The 18,327-nt window shown below is 38.9% G+C and carries 18 protein-coding genes, 1 pseudogene and 1 riboswitch; of the genes and pseudogenes, 5 read left to right on the top strand and 14 right to left on the bottom strand.

Going from position 1 to position 18,327, the window contains the following annotated elements; translation table 11 throughout:
* Positions 1-51: 51 nt before the first annotated feature.
* Positions 52-152: riboswitch (SAM riboswitch) on the bottom strand.
* 149 nt (positions 153-301) lie between these two features.
* Genes hemG through DDE80_RS07430 form a run of 3 tightly spaced genes read right to left on the bottom strand, consistent with a single transcriptional unit; the run spans position 302 to position 3,388 of the window.
* Positions 302-1,678, bottom strand: coding sequence for a protoporphyrinogen oxidase (gene hemG, locus DDE80_RS07440; RefSeq protein ID WP_108307039.1), 1,377 nt, complete (start codon positions 1,676-1,678; stop codon positions 302-304).
* Positions 1,675-2,346, bottom strand: coding sequence for a tetratricopeptide repeat protein (locus DDE80_RS07435; RefSeq protein WP_108307038.1), 672 nt, complete (start codon positions 2,344-2,346; stop codon positions 1,675-1,677). Before DDE80_RS07435 ends, hemG begins: the two co-directional genes overlap by 4 nt.
* A gap of 13 nt (positions 2,347-2,359) precedes the next feature.
* A complete protein-coding gene (locus DDE80_RS07430; RefSeq protein ID WP_108307037.1) occupies positions 2,360-3,388 on the bottom strand; it encodes a YdcF family protein in 1,029 nt (342 codons plus the stop codon).
* Between the two features lie 150 nt (positions 3,389-3,538).
* Here DDE80_RS07430 and DDE80_RS07425 point away from each other — a divergent pair, with 150 nt between their 5' ends.
* Together DDE80_RS07425 and DDE80_RS07420 are read left to right on the top strand one after the other, a co-directional pair.
* Entirely contained in the window at positions 3,539-3,976 is a 438-nt protein-coding gene (locus DDE80_RS07425; protein ID WP_108307036.1) for a hypothetical protein, read from the top strand.
* Entirely contained in the window at positions 3,967-4,251 is a 285-nt protein-coding gene (locus DDE80_RS07420) for a DUF2653 family protein (RefSeq protein WP_036142942.1), read from the top strand. The genes DDE80_RS07425 and DDE80_RS07420 overlap by 10 nt, the downstream gene beginning before the upstream one ends.
* A gap of 37 nt (positions 4,252-4,288) precedes the next feature.
* Here DDE80_RS07420 and DDE80_RS07415 read toward each other — a convergent pair whose 3' ends face one another.
* Complete coding sequence (locus tag DDE80_RS07415) at positions 4,289-5,905, bottom strand: long-chain fatty acid--CoA ligase (RefSeq protein WP_108307060.1); 1,617 nt, start codon at positions 5,903-5,905, stop codon at positions 4,289-4,291.
* 87 nt (positions 5,906-5,992) lie between these two features.
* On the opposite strand from DDE80_RS07415, the gene DDE80_RS07410 reads away from it, so the two are divergent.
* Positions 5,993-6,379 carry an effector binding domain-containing protein gene (locus tag DDE80_RS07410; protein WP_108307035.1) on the top strand — a complete coding sequence of 129 codons (387 nt, stop codon included), beginning with the start codon at positions 5,993-5,995 and terminating at the stop codon, positions 6,377-6,379.
* A 32-nt stretch (positions 6,380-6,411) separates the two neighbouring features.
* Here the strand turns inward: DDE80_RS07410 and DDE80_RS07405 are convergent, their stop codons facing one another.
* From DDE80_RS07405 to DDE80_RS07390, 5 genes are all read right to left on the bottom strand, one after another.
* Positions 6,412-7,554: an acyl-CoA dehydrogenase family protein gene (locus tag DDE80_RS07405; protein WP_108307034.1), complete on the bottom strand. Its 1,143-nt coding sequence runs from the start codon at positions 7,552-7,554 to the stop codon at positions 6,412-6,414.
* Positions 7,555-7,568: 14 nt separating this feature from the next.
* Positions 7,569-8,336 (bottom strand): 3-hydroxyacyl-CoA dehydrogenase, encoded by a 768-nt coding sequence (locus DDE80_RS07400; RefSeq protein WP_108307033.1) that lies wholly within the window; start codon positions 8,334-8,336, stop codon positions 7,569-7,571.
* Positions 8,337-8,348: 12 nt separating this feature from the next.
* Positions 8,349-9,494 carry a thiolase family protein gene (locus DDE80_RS07395; RefSeq protein ID WP_108307032.1) on the bottom strand — a complete coding sequence of 382 codons (1,146 nt, stop codon included), beginning with the start codon at positions 9,492-9,494 and terminating at the stop codon, positions 8,349-8,351.
* Positions 9,495-9,639: 145 nt separating this feature from the next.
* A complete protein-coding gene (locus DDE80_RS15125) occupies positions 9,640-9,789 on the bottom strand; it encodes a hypothetical protein (RefSeq protein ID WP_161952293.1) in 150 nt (49 codons plus the stop codon).
* 38 nt (positions 9,790-9,827) lie between these two features.
* Positions 9,828-11,354, bottom strand: a complete 1,527-nt coding sequence (locus DDE80_RS07390; protein WP_108307031.1) for a class I adenylate-forming enzyme family protein — start codon at positions 11,352-11,354, stop codon at positions 9,828-9,830.
* A 204-nt stretch (positions 11,355-11,558) separates the two neighbouring features.
* Between DDE80_RS07390 and DDE80_RS07385 the strand changes: the two genes are divergently transcribed.
* The gene (locus tag DDE80_RS07385; protein WP_108307030.1) at positions 11,559-12,176 is read left to right on the top strand and encodes a superoxide dismutase; all 618 of its coding nucleotides are present in this window, start codon (positions 11,559-11,561) and stop codon (positions 12,174-12,176) included.
* Positions 12,177-12,238: 62 nt separating this feature from the next.
* On the opposite strand, the gene DDE80_RS07380 is transcribed toward DDE80_RS07385, so the two are convergent.
* A complete protein-coding gene (locus DDE80_RS07380; RefSeq protein WP_108307029.1) occupies positions 12,239-13,963 on the bottom strand; it encodes a glycerophosphodiester phosphodiesterase family protein in 1,725 nt (574 codons plus the stop codon).
* A 60-nt stretch (positions 13,964-14,023) separates the two neighbouring features.
* The gene (locus DDE80_RS07375; protein ID WP_108307028.1) at positions 14,024-15,817 is read right to left on the bottom strand and encodes a glycerophosphoryl diester phosphodiesterase membrane domain-containing protein; all 1,794 of its coding nucleotides are present in this window, start codon (positions 15,815-15,817) and stop codon (positions 14,024-14,026) included.
* 51 nt (positions 15,818-15,868) lie between these two features.
* Between DDE80_RS07375 and DDE80_RS07370 the strand changes: the two genes are divergently transcribed.
* The gene (locus DDE80_RS07370; protein WP_108307027.1) at positions 15,869-16,321 is read left to right on the top strand and encodes a DUF1572 family protein; all 453 of its coding nucleotides are present in this window, start codon (positions 15,869-15,871) and stop codon (positions 16,319-16,321) included.
* Positions 16,322-16,362: 41 nt separating this feature from the next.
* On the opposite strand, the gene DDE80_RS07365 is transcribed toward DDE80_RS07370, so the two are convergent.
* The 3 genes and pseudogenes from DDE80_RS07365 to DDE80_RS15400 all read right to left on the bottom strand — a co-directional run.
* Positions 16,363-17,367, bottom strand: coding sequence for a copper resistance D family protein (locus DDE80_RS07365; protein WP_108307026.1), 1,005 nt, complete (start codon positions 17,365-17,367; stop codon positions 16,363-16,365).
* A gap of 4 nt (positions 17,368-17,371) precedes the next feature.
* Positions 17,372-17,905 carry a copper resistance CopC family protein gene (locus DDE80_RS07360; protein WP_161952292.1) on the bottom strand — a complete coding sequence of 178 codons (534 nt, stop codon included), beginning with the start codon at positions 17,903-17,905 and terminating at the stop codon, positions 17,372-17,374.
* Between the two features lie 133 nt (positions 17,906-18,038).
* Positions 18,039-18,173 (bottom strand): annotated as a pseudogene (locus DDE80_RS15400) (AIM24 family protein); the annotation flags it as partial.
* Positions 18,174-18,327 lie beyond the last annotated feature (154 nt).

The raw sequence follows: 18,327 nt of genomic DNA, 5'->3' as shown, positions 1-18,327 counted from the left end.
AAACCCTCTTTTTTATATACAAAAAAGGGGGGCTACTTCGCGTATCGTTCCTCCTCATCTGCCTAGCTATTCGCTAGCTGGATTTAGCACCTGACAATATGTTGGTTGCTGAAGCTTCACAGGGCCAGTCCCTCCGCTTCTCTTGATAAGAATGTTATGAAATTTCTAACTATTGAAAAGTATCATATCGTTAGTAACGTATTACGTCAACACTATTAATCGTTTCTAACAAGTATCGCTACACAAAGTACAAATTAAAACCTTTTCACAAATAAAAAAAGAGGCGCAAAATGCACCTCTTTTATAATAATGTAGCTATTTTTTCGCCAATCGCTTTACCGTTTTGAATGCAAGCGCCAATTCCTACACCGTAATAAGAACAACCTGCTAAATGTACGTTAGGGTACTCTTTAGCTAGCGCTCGCTCTAATCCTTCTAGCGCTTCACGATGTGCTAAATCATAGCGTGGCATTTGATCTATCCATTTCGTGACGTTCACTACTTTTGGCTCCGCTTCGATTCCTAAGCTATTTTTTATATCTGCTATGCCAATTTGAGCTAACTCATCTTCGGTCATTTTTTGTAGCTCCTCGTAGCGTGGATTACTATTTTTATAAAATAGACGCACGAGTAAATTGCCTTCAGCTGATGTATGCTTCCATTTACGGCTCGTCCATGTAGCAGCATTACAAACGACATTCGTATTTTCTGATACGATATAACCCGTACCATCTGCCGGTAGTAAGGCATCTGGAATCGTAAATCCTAAGTACATCGTAATGACCGAAGCTGTCGTAAATTTTTCGAAATAAGGCTGTAAGGTATCGTTGGATAAAATGCCGGCAATTACTTCATTAGGCAACGCTAATACAATAATATCCGCATATCGCTGCTCACCTGTCGTTAGGTGTAAGGTGTGACCGTTTTCAATAGCCGTCACTTGGGCACCTGTAATTACCTCAACATCTGTTAATGTTTCTAGAATACGATAAAGCAATGAATCCAAACCTTTTTTAAATGAAATAAATTTTTTATCAGCTGCCCGTGTAAACTGTTCTTTATTAGCTTCAAAACCTTTAATAATGCTACCATAATCGTTTTTATAATCAATTAAGTACGGCAAAGTAGATGCGATGGATAACTCATGTAAATTACCTGAATATACGCCCGATAATACAGGTGCAATTTGCTTTTGTACAAGCTCTTCGCCTAAATAATACGTTAAAAATTCGCCAATTGAACTTTCTTTTGTGAACTGCTTATTAGGCATATGTAAATCTTTCAACGCTTCTTCCTTTCCCTCAGCTGACACTAATGTACTCGCTTCTAATGAAGCTAAAGACATCGGGATACCAAATGTAGAGTCCTTAGGAATCGCATGCAATTCATTATTCGTATAAATAAAGGATGTACCCGTTTCGTTATAAACGAGTTCATCTTCATAATTAACTTCACGCACTAAATCTAAAACCCCTGGATGACGAGCAACGATAGAGTCAGCTCCTGTTTCCATAATAAATCCATCCGTCGTTTCACTATGAATTTTGCCACCAATATAATCATTTTTTTCGATTAATACTAAATTCACCGCTAAGTTGTTCGCGCGCACTTGACGTTGTAAATAGTGCATGGTGCATAAACCTGTAATACCGCCACCTATAACTGCTACTGTTTTCATTCGTTGTTTTCTCCTCTCATGCATTCAAACTGCGCTGCTTGCTCACCCCAGTAGTGAGCTTTTTGTTTATCTACTTTCGTACCTAGCCCTATCTCATAAATTTCTTCTAAGCGCCGACAAGCCAAAACATCCCCTTGTCGTGCCGCTTCTTTATACCAAAATCGCCCTTTAGCATAGTCCACATATTCATCTTGTTCATTATTATAAATATAACCCAAATTATATTGAGCATCCAAATGACCTTGTTGCGCAGCAAGGCCGTACCAATAAAGAGCCTTGGCTACATTTCTTTTTTTATTTAGTAAGCCCTCATAATAAATAGAACCAAGACGATACTGCGCTAAACTATCTTGATATTTTGCAGAACGATGATACCAAAAGTACGCTTGTTCAGGTGCAACGACTACACCAATACCATTTTCGCATAATAAACCAAGTGTAAACATCGCCTCATGGACGCCTGCTTTTGCCGCTACTAAAAACAATTGGAAAGCACGCTTCGTATTTTTCCCAACATATTCTCCGTGTAAATACATATCCGCTAAATTGTTTGTAGCATCGGGATGCCCTAGTGCGGATGCGGCTTCATAGCTTCGAAAAGCATGAACTAATTGCCCGTCTTCGTAAGCCGCATTTCCTTGTAAATATAATTCCTCTGCCTGTTCCACTGTACACACTTCCTTACCAATAAGCACGTAATAATAATGCAATAAACATCGTTACTAGGATAAAGATTGTAATATGATATTTTTTGTTCATTTCTAACAGACCGATAAACTCTCTTGTAAAGGCGTTTGGCACGTAATACAGCGCTGTTCGTGAACCGATTCCCTCTGCATCGAGTCCTGCTTTCCTTGCATAAATGCTCGCTCTAAAAAGGTGAAATTCATTGGTCACAAATACCGAACGATAAGGTCTTCCACCACAATGCTGTTCAATGACTTGTTTCGAAAAACGCATATTTTGTGCGGTGTTAGTCGATTGGTCTTCAACTAAAATATGTTCAGAAGGGATGCCGTACTTTTCTACAATATAGTCTCGCATAGCGACAGCTTCTGCTACTAACTCATCACTGCCCTGTCCACCTGACATAACTAATATAGGTGGCACACCTTTTTTAGCTGCGTATTTATCATATAAGCTAACAGCCTTATCAACACGACTCGCCAATAAAGGAGGTACTTTGTCACCAATTAAACCTGATCCTAAGGCAATAATGTAATCCGGTTTATAAAAAATAGGCGTGAAATAATACAATGTCGCATATAAAATAACGCAACTATACAAAAATAACGCATAGCCAAACAATAATGCGCCCCATAAATAAAGTAACATTAAGCGATTATTCGCCGCCTGTCCTGTAAATACCATTACGACAAAGGTAATGATTAAAAAAGAGATACCAAAACCAAGTAAACCAAAAAATAAATTACTCAACCTGCGACCTTCTTTTTCCAACAGTATTTTACTATTAAAAAATGTCGCAATCGTCATGCTAAATATAGTAATAGGTACAAGCGCGGCTAATAGCGCTAAGTAAATGAGCGTAAATATTTGCGAGTCCTTACTTAATGATGGGATGACATATAGCAATACATCCATTCCTATTATCATCATTAAAATGCCAAACACTACAGCATTTGCAAAACGCCGTTTTTCTTGCACATACATTATAATAAATATACACAATAAAGGGATAATGAGTACCACTTCAAGAGGCCTCCTCTTCTATTCCAACTTATTTCTAGTATAACATCTGCAAATTTTTCATGATATAATCATTTGTTAGCATGTTTATTGTTATTTTCCGCTTTATTCATGTAAAATAAACATATCAACTTTTTGGAGGAATAGCATACCATGAAAAAATTAGTAGCAGCTCTTTTCGCGATGACGTTAATGTTCTCATCTGTCGGTGTATTTTTACCTTTTGATGACGGTATAACAGCAGAAGCAAAAGGCTATAAATCAGGCAAAAAAGGGTTTAATAAAAGCAATAACACGAATAATAATTCTAATTTCCAAAAGAAAGACCAAAACCAAACGAATAAAAACCAATCTCCTACTGCTAAAAACACAGCGAATAAAAGCGGTGGTTTAATGAAAGGCTTAATGATGGGTGGTCTTGCAGGTCTATTATTCGGTAGTCTATTTAGTGGTATGGGCATGTTAGGTTCAATCTTAGGTTTGCTCGTTAACGTAGGTGCCATTTTACTTGTGGTATTTTTAGCCGCTAAAATTTGGACGATGGTTACAAAGAAAAAACGTGATGAAGAGGAAGCTAAACAATGGCGATAATTTGTGAAGACGATATCATTAACGCAATCTGCCTGTCACAGGCTTACCACAATAATGTGGCACTTGAGCAAGTTGAAGTGGAGCTTGGCTATGACGAGGAGCAATACAGTGCTGAGGTTTTCTTACCAGGTAAATCAATTATGTTAGACGCTGGCGATATGGTTGGCGCGCTACGCATGTGGGTGAAGGAACAAATGCATATGGACCCATTCGCTTCACGTATTCAACTTCAATTTAATGAAAATGACGGCATCTATGCAACTGTAGAGAGCTAATCAAAAACACCTAGCGAAATTTTCGCTAGGTGTTTTATTATACTTGGTCTAAATACGTCGCAATATTATCACGAATCTTAGCCTTTAAAAACTTCCCTACTGATGTTTTAGGCACCTCATCAATAAAGACAATTTCATCAGGTAACCACCATTTTGCTACATGTTGTTCTAAATACGCCATCAATTCTTCCTTAGTAGCAGCGCCTTCCTCCTTTAATACCACACAAGCTAAAGGACGCTCCTGCCACTTTTCGTGCGGCATGGCTACTACGGCTGCTTCAAAAACCGCAGGATGTGTCATTAAAGCATTTTCTAAATCAACAGAAGAAATCCATTCACCGCCTGATTTAATTAAATCTTTCGTACGGTCCGTAATGCGAATATAACCTTCAGGCGTCATAACCGCAATGTCCCCCGTATATAACCAACCATCTTGGAACGCTTCTGCTGTTCGCTCATCTTTATAATAACCACTCGCAATCCATGGCCCTTTAATAATTAGCTCACCCATCGTTTCATTATCCCATGGCACTTCACCATGCTGATTAATCACACGCGTTTCAATCAGAGGTGTTGTTAAACCTTGGGTAGCCCGTAGCTCTAATTTATCTTCGTAAGTCCAGTCGTCCATTTCCTCTTTAAAATTAGAAACACTAACAAGGGGCGAGGTTTCCGTCATGCCATAGCCTACTAAAAATGGCACGCCGTAGTCCTGTTCAAATTTACGAATTAAGCCTTTTGGCGACGCTGAGCCACCACTTACTACAAGACGTAATGAGGATAAATCACGCGGCGCATTATCCTGCTCCTTAACCAGACCTAACCAAATCGTTGGTACACCTGCAGTAATCGTTACCTTTTCCTGTTCAATTAGGTCTAGTAACAATGCTGGTGTAAATGCTGGACCTGGCAATACTTGTGTAGCGCCAAAGTTAACTGCCGCAAATGGTAGCCCCCAAGCATTAGCATGAAACATCGGTACAATTGGCATCACCACATCGCGCTCTGCAAGCGCAAGTGTATCTGATAAACCACTAATCATACTGTGCAAGACAAGGCTTCGGTGCGTGTACACTACACCCTTTGGCATCCCTGTTGTTGCGCTCGTATAACACATGCCCGCTGGTGTGTTTTCGTCTAAATCTTCTGGGAAAGTAAACGCTGCCGAGGCTTCAGCTAATAATGTTTCATAATCATAAAGTGTAATACCTGTCGGCGCTGGTGGTAACTTAGGCATATCTTGCATAATGACAATTTTTTTAACCGTTGTAAGCTGTGGCACTAAGGGTGCCATTAGCGTATATAAATCGCTATCTACTAATAGGATTTCGTCTTCTGCATGATTAATTACATAAACGATATGCTCAGGTGCTAACCTAATATTAATCATATGCAATACCGCACCTGTACAAGGTACAGCGAAATAGGCCTCTAAATGTCGATGATGATTCCATGCAAAAGAGCCTACTTTCATCCCCTTTGTCATTCCAAGCTTTGTTAATGCATCAGCTAAACGCTTTGTGCGTTCAACATATGTCGTATACGTAAAGCGATGTATCATCGTTTCGCTTGTGCGTGACACAATCATTTTATTAGGGTAATAGCGTCTAGCCCTCTCCAAAAATCCCGTTAATAATAAAGGTGTATCCATCATCATTACTCATCACTCCTCATATTTTTAAACGTATTTTTCGATTACACTGCGCAAGCATGCTACAATCTAGAGAAAGGAGTTGTTACTATGGAAAAAGAAGTTTACATACTATCGTCGATACGTACGAATAATTTTACAGATGATGCCTTGCAAGATAAAGTTCGTGCAGTTTGGCACACAGCTCGCGAAAAAAATGATGGTGGCATGCTTTATGGTATTTATCATAATTACGAAAGTGACTACCGCGGAGACTATACGTTAAGCGTAGCTACCACATCACCAATTAGTGATGATGTGCTAACACTACCTCAAACTAAGTACACAACGTATATTACTTCTGCTCCCCATATTTTTGATACGTGGGAATCAATTTGGCAACGTGAGTCTGAAGGCTCGATTAACCGTGCCTACACTATTGATTTTGAACGCTACCTAGAAGATGGTCGTGTCGAAATTTTTGTAGCCTTTAAATAAGTAATTTGCCCGTAGCCCTATGCTATGGGCTTTTATATACCTAAATTTTTAGCAATAATGACCTTCATAATTTCATTAGTACCTGCATAAATCGACATTACCGGAATATCGCGGTAACGTCTTGCGATTTTGTACTCCTCCATATAGCCGTAACCACCGTGCAATTGCATACACTCCGTAGCAATATCACGTGCCTTTTCGGTAATCCAATACTTTGCCATAGATACTTTAGTGACAACATCCTTGCCTGCAATATGATCCTCAATTAATGACTCGAGAAATGTTTTACCTAACTCTAATTGTGTTGCCATCTCCGCCATTTTAAATTGTGTATTTTGAAATTGGCTAATTGACTTCCCAAAAGCCTCGCGTTCCTTAATGTAAGTCATTGTTAGCTCAAACATATCCTCAGCTGCAATTTGTGCTGAAATAGCTACAAATAAACGTTCTTGTTGTAACTTTTCCATTAAGTAGGTAAAACCCTTACCTTCCTCACCTAATAAATTAGCTACAGGCACACGACAATCTTCAAAGTATAACTCTGCAGTATCCTGCGAATGCATACCTACCTTGTTCAATTTTTGCCCTTTAGTAAAACCTGGTGTCCCTTCTTCAATGACAAGTAAACTTACACCATGATGGCGCTCCTTTGGGTCTGTCTTTACTGCTACTACTGCGAGATTTGTATGAATGCCATTTGTAATGAATGTTTTTTGCCCATTTACAATATAATGATCACCATCTCGAATAGCTGTCGTTTTAATACTTGCTAAATCAGACCCTGCCCCGGGCTCTGTCATTGCAATAGCAGTAATATACTCACCTGTTACACATTTCGGTAACCAGCGCTCTTTTTGCTCTTCATTACCGTAGGCTTCGATATAAGGCACTACAATATCATTGTGTAAACCAACACCAATTAAACCACTACCTACGCGCTCTAGCTCCTCACCTATAACTACGCCAAAGCTAAAATCTAAATCAAGACCGCCATACTTTTCTTCTACTTGAGGGCATAAATATCCCATCTCTCCAAGCTTGCGCCAAAAATCCTTAGGGATAAGGTGGTTTTGCTCCCACTCGTCGTAATAGGGCACAGCTTCCTCTGCTAAAAACTGACGTAATGATTTACGAAATAAATCATGCTCCTTTGTTTCAAATCGATAACGTACCATATCCCCACACTCCTTTATTTTGGTTGCATACGAATTCCGCCATCAAAGCGGATTACTTCACCGTTTAACATCGTATTACGAATAATACTCTCTACTAAAAAGGCATACTCCGATGGTTTCCCTAAACGCTTTGGAAACGGTGTCATTTTTGCTAATGCTTGTTGTGCTGGCTCTGGTAGCCCCGCAAACATCGGGGTTTCGATTAAGCCTGGAGCAATCGTCATTACACGTATGCCATGCTCTGCTAACTCACGAGCAATAGGTAAAGTCATGGCTACTACGCCGCCTTTAGAGGCACTATAGGCTGCTTGTCCAATTTGCCCATCAAATGCAGCTACTGAAGCTGTATTAACAATTACGCCGCGTTGCCCATCAACATCAGGTGTATTATGTTGCATACGGTCTGATGCTAACCGAATAACATTGAATGTTCCTACAAGGTTAATGGAAATCACTTGCTCAAATTGTGCCAATGTATGGATACCTTTACGCGACAATAACTTAGCAGGTGGCGCGATACCTGCGCAGTTAACCACTACATTTATTTTGCCAAAGGCTTGGATTCCTTTATCTAATGCCGCATTAACAGAGGCTTCATCTGTAACGTCTGTTTTGGCAAACACTATACTTGAAGGATTGCTCGCTACAAGCTCCTGCCCCTTTTGTTCATTCACATCTACTAAGATAGCCTTACCTCCTGCTGACACGATATGTTGTGCCGTAGCAGCTCCCATCCCCGAAGCACCACCTGTTATAAAAGCTACAACTTCATTTAATTGCATATCCTTCACCCCTTATAATTTTTCAATGATTGTGGCATTAGCCATGCCCATGCCTTCACAGATTGCTAATAAGCCATAACGTTGATTTTCTCGATGCATACGATAAAGCATTGTCGTTAATAGTTTCGTGCCTGTTGCACCTAGCGGATGACCTAGGGCAATGGCACCGCCGTCTACATTTAATTTACTCGCATCCGCTCCTGTATCTTTAAGCCATGCAAGTGGTACAGGTGCAAATGCTTCATTTACCTCATACGTATCCATGTCGTTAATTGTAAGTCCAGCTTTTTGCAATACTTTTTCTGTTGCTGCAATCGGACCTGTTAGCATCAACGTTGGGTCTGAGCCTACTACTGAACGCGCTACAATACGAGCGAGGGGTTTAATACCAAGCTCTTTTGCTTTATCACTAGACATCAACACTACAGCTGATGCTCCGTCGCTCATTTGACTAGCATTACCTGCTGTAATTACACCATCTTCCTTAAAGACGGTTTTTAATTCAGCTAAACTTTCTCGTGTAGTATTAGCCCTTGGTCCCTCATCGGTATCAAAATGCTTGATACCTTCGTCTGTTGTAACATCAACACCAACAATTTCTTTTTTAAAATGACCTGCGGCAATAGCTGCTAATGCACGTTTATGACTCTCGAGTGCATAGTCATTCAGTTTTTCTGCACTAAAACCCCACTGTGCTGCAATACGCTCTGCTGAGAGACCTTGATGAATAATTTCGTGTTGTGCCGTTAACTTTTGGCTAGGCTTAGTATCCAAATAATTAGAGCCCATAGGCATACGCGTCATACTCTCCACGCCACCAGCAATCACAATATCCATATCCCCCGCTAAAATGGCCTGCGCTGCAAAGTGAACAGCTTGCTGACTTGAACCACACTGTCGGTCAATTGTTACACCCGGTACATGTACAGGGAAGCCAGCAATTAATAGTGCTGAACGTGCGACATTACCTGCTTGCTCTGCAGTCTGGGTAACACAACCTAAAATAACGTCCTCAACTTGCCCCTTTTCAATAGTAGCGCGGCGCACCACCTCAGCTAACACCTCTGCTGCTAAATCATCTGCACGTGTCGTAGCTAACGCCCCTTTTCGTTTGCCCACTGCTGTACGAGCTGCCGCAACAATTACTACCTCTCTCATCCCAATTCCTCCCCTTCAAGCAAAATTTTCTGATTTTTCTTTCTAATTAAAACTTTACCAATTTTTCTACTTAACATCAAGTTATCTGTCGAAAAATAAAAAATAACATAAAAAAAGAATGATGAGGTTCACCTCATCATTCCTACTATACAAATAACTCAATTGCTACAATAATAATGCCTGTAATAGCTAGCCCCACATGACCAATACAAATACGAGGTTGCATCTTTCGCGCAAGCTCCTCAGCACTATCGGTTGATTTGACTTTACAAGCTGTACAAAAATAACGATTCATCCTTTGCCACCTCTTAGCAAACTGTAGCATACAGTTTGCTAAACTTGCGTTTTAATATACTCATCACGTAATTGGTATTTTAAAATTTTACCCGATGCATTTCGTGGTAATGCATCTTCGTATAAAAATTTACGCGGAATTTTATAACTTGCAATATGCTCACGGCAATATGCAATTAGCGCTTCTTCGTCAATCTCTACATTCGGCTTAGCAACGATAACTGCTGTTACACTCTCTCCCCATTTTTCATCTGGCAAACCGATAGTGGCTGCTTCTAATATGTCAGGATGACTATTTAGTACTTGCTCTACCTCAACAGAGTATACATTTTCGCCACCTGAGATGATCATGTCTTTTTTGCGGTCCACTACTGTGATGTAACCATCCTCATCAATCGTTGCAAGATCACCTGTCATTAACCAACCATCACGAAATGTTTTTTGTGTTTCTTCTGGCTTACGGTAGTACTCTTTCATAATAGTTGCCCCGCGCATAATAAATTCGCCAATTTCACCAGGTGCTACATCATTCATATCCTCATCCACCACACGCGTATTATATAAAAACATAGCTTTGCCACCTGCGCCAAGTTTAGTATCATGCTCCTCAGGTTTTAAAAATATGCCGCCTGGCCCTGCCTCTGTCATACCGCAAAAATTATAAAATGAACGTGTACCAAACAATTGCATAGCACTCTCAATTAATGCTGGAGCCATTGGCGCTGCACCATACATACATTTATCAATTGTGGATAAATCATATTGTTCCTTATTGGGTACTTGTAGTAATGCTGTATACATCGCAGGTACACCAAAGAAAGCACTTAGCTTATATTTTTCGATATCTGCAAGCACTGCCTCTGGATTAAAATCACGATGAATCACGGTAAACATACCTAAATAAATTGCGGTTAATGTCATGCCATTTAATTGTGCCGAATGAAATAAAGGTGCAATACATAACGCACGATGTTCACTCGTTAAAGTTAAACATAATGTATAAGAGATATGCACATTAACGACCGTTTGATGATCAAACAAGGCACCTTTCGGATAGCCCGTCGTACCTGATGTGTATAAAATTTCGGCATCATCTGTACCGGTAATAAAAACACGTGGATAACTTGTATCATCTGTGCGCACCGTTGCCCAATCTACTGAGTCTGCATGCTGTGCAATCGGCTGCACTATAATGTCATGCGAGCGTTCAGTTTTTGCGCTCGCCCCTACGACAGTTTCTTCAAACACGTCATCACAAAATACTGCCTTAGCCTCTGACTGCTCTAAAATATACGATGTCTCCGTACTAGTTAACCTAAAATTAATCGGTACAGCTACAAAGCCAGCACGCACAATTGCTAAAAAAACTAACATAAAATGATCCGAATTTTTCATAAAGATACCAATTTTATCGCCCTTATGATAACCATTTGCTAATAAGCCATGAGCTAAACGGTTAACCTCCTCATTAAATTGACGATACGTGTACTCACGCCCCTCACAAGCAAAAATTAATTTATTTGGGTGTCTTGTTGCATTAATCGCTAACGCTTCACTTACATGCATAGTATCACTCCTTTTTCTGAAAATTCTATATTTTTATACAATATAACAATTTATTCTCGAAAAAACAATAATATCGTACAATAATTCAATATTTTGCGTCTTAACCTATTAATAATTGAATGATAGCTTGCTTTATTTATATTTTCGCTTTAAAGTTTCCTTTAGGAAAGATAGTTTCATTAAAACAATATAGGAGGTCTCCAAATGAATCCATTTATATTACCAAAATTGCCTTATGCTGTTGACGCACTCGAACCTTATATCGACGCACAAACGCTTGAAATTCATCATGGTAAGCACCATGCTACGTATGTTAATAATCTAAATGTTGCCCTAGAAGGACATGAAGCATTACAGCAAAAACCTATTGCAGAAATTTTAGCAAATTTACAAGAAGTGCCTGAAAATATACGCACAGCCGTGCAAAATAATGGTGGCGGTCACTATTGCCATTCTTTATTTTGGGAATCGATGAAACCTAACGGGGGCGGCGAACCTACTGCCGATATTAAGCGTGAAATTGAAAAGTATTTTTCTACGTTTGATAATTTTCAAAGCGAACTATCAAAAGCAGCGATAAGCCGTTTCGGTAGCGGCTATGGCTGGTTAGTCGAGCATAACGGAAAGCTTGAAGTTTTAAGTACTGCTAATCAAAACACACCGCTCGCCGCTGGCAAAAATCCTTTATTAATTATTGATGTTTGGGAACATGCATATTATTTGAAATATCAAAACCGTCGCCCTGAATTTGTCACTAACTGGTGGCATACTGTAGATTGGGACATTGTTAACGAACGTTTACTTGCTAGTAAAATGAATTAGGCTAAATAAAAAACGCGCAGCATCTTTTGGATGCCGTGCGTTTTTTTCACTATCTTTTACGTTCATAAACGTTGACGAATTAACCATAATCTCTCGATAAACCCTTTTGTCTTATTATAATCATCACGTAACTTCACTGCTTTTGCTACTTCGTTAGTAATGACAGCATACACATCGTGTTCAATAAACTTTTGCAAGTCTTTTTCTCCTTCTACTGTCCAAACCATTACACCTTTATGAGCGTCGTGGGATTTTTTCTGTAAGGTAGCATCAACATATTTTTCTTTGACGCCTAAAAACTCCGTCGGTATATCATACATATCTGTTTCCTCATCTTTAACTAAATAACTCGTTTTAATAGTAGGGTCTGCTTTTTTTACAGCTTCAATTGCTGATTGATCAAGTGATTGTACAATGTAGTCATTAGCTACGTTATACTTTTTTAAAATTTTCACAATGTCTTCCACATAACCTTCCTTTTCATGACCGTGTACTTTAATCTCAACAAGCAAGTTAGTATGAGTAGCCTTAGCAGCTTCGAGATATGACACAAAGCTAGGTATTGTACCTTTTAATGATTTCTTTTGTATCGCAGTACCTACTAACTCTCGTTCTGTGGCCTTGTAAATTTTTTGTTTATCCTTTGCTAAACGCTTTAAAGATTCATCGTGATAGACGATAAACTTGCCATCTTTTGTTTGTTGAATATCTAACTCTACTAGATTAGCACCTGCTTGCTTCGCTTTTTCCATTGCCGGAATAGTATTTTCGAGCGCTTTTTGAGAATAACCACGATGCGCTACAATTTTTGTCGTAGGTTGATATACGCTATATGTCAATACATAACTATTAATTGCTGTTAATAACACGACACTAATAACCGTTACTATACCTATATGCATTTTATGCTTTTTATTACAAGGTCTTACTTTAGGTGCTGGCCCTGTATAAACAGCTAACTGCATTATGACTTGTGCTAGTACAATTTGAGCATAAGCTGTCACCCAAAACATAGCGACTAAAATTACGCTAACTGTAATACCCGCTAGCATTGGTAAGCCCTTGTTTATCATAGCTTCGCTTAAAATTAATGGTAGGCTAAAAACGCTAGCTAACGTAATAAGTACAATGCCATATAATAATAATGCGCCTATAAAAATGGCCATGCTCTGCGCTAATTTTATACGTGAAACATACATGCTATGACGCATCGCTTGCACAAATGTTGTGTCTTCAGCCATGTAATAATAAGCACTAAATAGTAAACGTAAACTACTATAAACTAACATAGCCATAATGATTATCCACAGCACGAGGCCAATTACCGTAGTAAATGGCATCCAAAAACCTGAACTTTTTAACAGTGCAGGCCCTATACCTATTGGCGAATAAGGTACGACAAGTAATAGCATAAGTGTCATCAAGCTGGCTGGCAGTAAATAAAAACGTCGCTTTTTTAAGCGTAGTGCCGCAAAAATAGGCGCAGGTTCAGTCGTTTGTAAATGCGCACTCATAAAATAATAATTTAACGTATACTGATAAGCACAGCAGGCACCAAATGCTAATAACGTAACGACAACGACTATAGCTGGCGAATTCAGCCACTGTGTAATAGGCCCTTTTAAAAACCCTTGCATCCCTGCAATATCAACGAGTTTATAATATAAAAAAAAGGCTACAGGTAACCCTAGTAGCCACTGCAAGCTGTATAAATAAAAGAGCCCTCTAGGATAATTAGAACTGTATTGAATAAATTGTTGGAAGCTCATTTTCATTAACCGCTTCATACACTCACCCCTCTATCCAACTTATACCCACGTTCTTTTATTTAAACGCATTACGTTATATTATAAGCGCTCTATAATAATTTGGATGCGCTCATATAATGTTTTTTGCTTATCGTAAGAATCACGCACTTCAATAGCTTTATCCACATTATTCGTAATTAAGCTAAAGGTATTCATACGCACATACTTATGCAATAAGTTTTCTTTATTGACGGTCCATACCATAATTCCCTTACCTTGCTCATCCGCTTGCTTTAATAAATCACTCGTCATCCAAAACTCTTCAATACCTAAGTAAGGCATTGGCACATCAGGCAAGCGCCCTATACTCATCGCTAAAATATAGCTTGTCGTAATCGTCGGATCATAAGCTAGTACACGCTCTAATGAGGCGCGGTCTAATGAGTGGATAATATAATCGTTAGCCACACCTTTTGCGCGCAATAAATCCACGAGTTGCTCTTCCATATCTTGAGTTTCGTGCCCATGTGTTTTAATCTCCACAAGCAATTTTATTTTTAATTCCTTCGCGCGATCCACATACGCTTCAAAGGACGGGATTTCGTCCTTAAATTGATTATTTTTGATTGGAATGCCGACAAGCTCGTCTAAATTCATATTATAAATATGACCGCTTCGTCCTGCTAAGCGTGATAATGTAGCATCATGGTAGACAACAAACTTACCATCCTTCGTTTGTTGAATATCCATCTCAACAAAATCTGCACCTGCTTCTGCTGCCTTTTCCATAGCGGTAATACTATTTTCTAATGCTTTATTTGCATAGCCACGGTGTGCCACAATTTGTGTTGTAGGCTGATATACCGTTTGTTGCAGCGTAATATAATTGCTCACACATAGTACAATAAAGCCTAGTACTAACCCTGCTTGTAGCAATTTATGGTCAGCAAGCCAACCTAAGATTTTAGGGCGTACCAAATGACGCTCTAGTTGTTTAAGTGGCTGTTGCTCAACCTTATGACTAATTGATGTTAAAGCCTCTGCTAATAGTGGTTGTAAAACAGCACCACCACAGAAGAATAAAATTTGAATAAAAGTTAATGTAATACCTGCAAAGATAGGCATACTTAATTTAATTGTGCTTTCGATTACTACTAACGGTACTAATATCAAAGTAGTTAATACTGTCATCGTTAGTGTAAAGCTTATAATAATGCCACCTAATACAGATACTAATAGCCACATATTTTTACGTGACAGCTGCCAACTCTGCTTCATTGCCTGCAAAATAGTTGTATCTTTACCTGTCACAAAAAACATAATGCTAAAAATTAGGCGTAAGTTAATATAAAATAGTAGCGCCATTAACCCTATCCATAAAATTTGACCACTTGTCGTTGTCATTACTTCATCCACAATAAAGTCAGGTACTTTAAGTTGCTCAGTAAAACTTGAGTTTACGCCAACCGTTGCCACAGGCACAATTAGCATAAAATATAAGCTAAATAATAAAGTATGCACACTCAAAAAATATTTAGATTTTTTATTTAACTGCTTAAAAATGGTACGGTACGTAAACGTTTGTTGCTTACGCTGAAAATCCGCTAGTAAAAAATAAAAACCTAACTCATAATAAATAAATATGGTTAATAATAAGACCAACACTACCAATAAAATAATGGCTAGGGGGCTGTGCAGTAATTGTCCGATGTTACCATCTGTTATCCCCTGCATTCCTGCAGCACTTAACGCACGATGAAATAAAAATGATAAAATGGGTATTGCGACAATCCACTGTAGTAATTGTAAAATCATAAAGCCTATAATGTAATCACGCGGATCCGTAATAATACGGCGCACGCTCATCCGTACAATCTCAATTGTTTTTCCCACAATGTCACTCTCTCTTTTACATATTGTAACCTAATTTAAGGAGGTTTTTAGATGGAAACGATTTTCCTACAAGAAATGTACCGACGTTTTTCCGTTATTAAACAGCAAGGTGATGAAATGCTTGCTGAAATCGCTGAATCTGCCTTAACATGGCAACCTAATAAAGATTCAAATAGTGTTAGTATTTTGGTCAAGCATTTGCATGGCAATATGGTATCACGCGCTACTAATTTTTTGCATACAGATGGCGAAAAGCCAACACGTAATCGTAGTGCAGAATTTTATAATGATATTTCTTCCAAAAAGGAATTACTAGCACTGTGGCAAGAAGGCTGGGACAGATTACTTGCTATGTTACAAAACCTACGCCCTTATGATGTTCATAAATATGTATTATTACGTGGTGAGCAAATTTCGGTTATTGAGGCTTTAACACGCATGCTTGTTCATTATAGTGAGCACGTTGGGCAAATTATTTATATTACCAAGTTAAAAAGAAGCTAAAACAAAGCGAGCCGTCACCCAAAGGATGACGACTCGTTTTTTTATGCACTTATCATAAGCATAGCTGTGCAATACATACTACAAGCTGTTGCAAAGCCAAGTATAAGTGATAGCTTAGCGGGTTGATTTTTAGTAAAGCTTTGAAGGAGTAACGCACTAAATGCGAGTGTTGCCACTAAAAAAATACAACCTTCAAACGTCCAACTTAATATAGGTGCTGCAAGATTAGCATGAAATGCGTGATACAGTGCCGCTGTTTTTTCGGTTTTACTATCTGGTGAACTAATACTGAGCACAGCCGTTGCAGTAAATATCGTTAACATAATCATACTCTCTGCACGTAACCAGGCTTTACTGCTACGACGCTCATTACGATTAAGTACACCATTGATTAATGCATATAATACTAGCGGTACAATTAATGCATGCTTGATGATTAATGCTTGACCATAAGGGATTCGCCATGCTGTTACATAGGCAGGTGTAATAATAGTTACTAACAAAATACCGCTTATGCTCACTGCTAGTAATGCTGTTAAGGCAATTGGTGTAAACCAACGTAAAAATGGTTTACCTAATTGTTGCTCACTCGCAAATAAACTTGCTACGAGTAATACGCCCACCCAAATAGAAACAGCCATTGTATGCACAGTATGACTCATAAAACCTGTAAATTGATTAAATGAACTCGCATGACTCGACCAACTAAAGGCAATAATCATCGCTAAAGCGAGCACTAGTTGAACTGCAGTAGAGCGCTGAGAGCTAAGTAATAATGCACCACCAAGTAATGCTACTACTAACCATGAGCGCCCCACTTCAAAAGTAAAGAGCACCATTTTAGTACTTGTTGCCACATCATACTGTGCATTTAAAAACAGTATAAGTTTAAGTACAGGCAGTGCCGCACAGCTCACTACTGTTACAACCGCAAGTGGCAAAACACTACGAGGTACTGTAATGGTTAGCGGGCTTAAGCGCACAATAATAACACCCATCATCACAGCAAGACCTGTGTATAAAAGTGCCTGTGTCACAATTAGCATCAGCTTATTTCTTTCTGCGCATCATAACTACTGCTAATAATAAAATAATGGCTAAACCGCCACCAATAAGTAAAGGTGCCTTAGATGCTTGTGCTTTTTCTTGTTGAGGTGCTTCCACTGTTTCAGTTGGTTGTACCTCTGAAGTAACTTCTACTTTTTCTTGTTCAATAGTTTCTTCTTTAGGCTCTTCTACAGGTGCATCAACAGTAAAGGCAATGTCGCCCTCAATCACGTGACCATCTGCGCCAATAATATGCCAATGTAAATCATATGCACCATTTGTTAATGGTTCAGTTGTTGTACCCGTTAATACTGCATCGTCAACTGCTGTCGTTACCGCTACATCTTGACCATCTTGCTTTAATGTAAATGTGCTACCTGCTTCTAGCTTACCTTCAAATGTTAACGTCATTTCTTGTAATGGTGTTGTAATCACATCACCATCTGCTGGCGTTGAGCTCGCAATATGCGTATGCGCAAATGCTGTTGACCATGTTGTTGCTAGTAATAAAAATGTGAAGGCTAGTATTTTTTTCAATTCAATCTGCTCCTGTCTATGTGAAATCTTTTTTCATTGTATAAGACAAATGTGAACTTTGATTGAAATTTCGGTGTATTTTGCAAAAAAAATACAAAGCTACACACTTACTAGTAGCTTTGTACTATTTTACTCAACCTTCTGTGCCAGCTGTATAAACTTCTTCAAATGGCTGGATAATAACAAAACCTTCACCTGAAAAAGCCATTTGGATAGACTCACCACTACCACGACCAATAAAAGTGCGGTAGCTAATATCTGTTGTGAACTACCCACCACTTATTGACCTTGCGGTCTAATTGAAGTGGGGGCTTCTCGACTTATCGTTGCTTTTACTAGCCAACGAAAACTGACCGAGCTAACCCTCTTGTTCCAAGAGTTTTTGTTTCTATGCTAATGCCAATAGGCGAATGCCTTCATTT

This window comes from Metalysinibacillus jejuensis (assembly GCF_003057615.1).
Taxonomy (GTDB): domain Bacteria; phylum Bacillota; class Bacilli; order Bacillales_A; family Planococcaceae; genus Metalysinibacillus; species Metalysinibacillus jejuensis.
The sequence above is the reverse complement of the archived record's forward strand: the minus strand, read 5'-3'. Positions and strand labels throughout refer to the sequence as shown.